Raw genomic sequence first — 606 nt, forward strand, 5'->3', positions numbered from 1 at the left:
GTGTGGCCCTATCTGTCGGGCGTGCTGAAGGAGGCCAACATGGTGGCCTCCGCCCGCGCGAGCATGGCCTCCGGCTCCGGCAGCCACACCCGTACGGACGTGCATCTGCACCTGGACGTCTCGCCGCCCGAGCTGGTGGCGCACGCCGACCCGGAGCGGATCCACCAGGTGGTCGCCAACCTGATCGACAACGCGGTCAAGCACAGCCCCCCGCACGGCAGGGTGACCGTGCGGGCCCGGCGGGGCGCCGAGCCGGAGTCGCTGGAGCTGGAGGTGCTGGACGAGGGCCCGGGCATCCCGCGCACGGAGTGGCACCGGGTCTTCGAGCGGTTCAACCGCGGCAGCGTCAACCGGCCGCACGGCCCCGGCAGCGACGGCGGCACCGGACTGGGCCTCGCGATCGCCCGCTGGGCCGTGGATCTGCACGGAGGCCGGATCGGGGTGGCGGAATCCGAGCGCGGTTGCCGGATTCTGATCACTCTTCCGGGCCCCTCTTCTGTGCCAAGTTGACGTAAAGTTCGAACCGGAGCCTCAAGATCCATCTGCGTTCGCCCAGGCGGACACGTGTGATCAGGCACAGGCCCGCGCGCGGGGCGCGACGGGCCC

1 protein-coding gene is annotated in these 606 nt (G+C 71.6%); it reads left to right on the forward strand.

The features are described from left to right. A partial coding sequence (locus LPA54_RS35170) for a sensor histidine kinase KdpD (RefSeq protein ID WP_228984662.1) occupies positions 1-510 on the forward strand: 510 nt, incomplete at its 5' end. Positions 511-606 lie beyond the last annotated feature (96 nt).

The sequence above is a fragment of the Streptomyces sp. DH12 genome (assembly GCF_020873895.1).
Classification (GTDB): Bacteria; Actinomycetota; Actinomycetes; order Streptomycetales; family Streptomycetaceae; genus Streptomyces.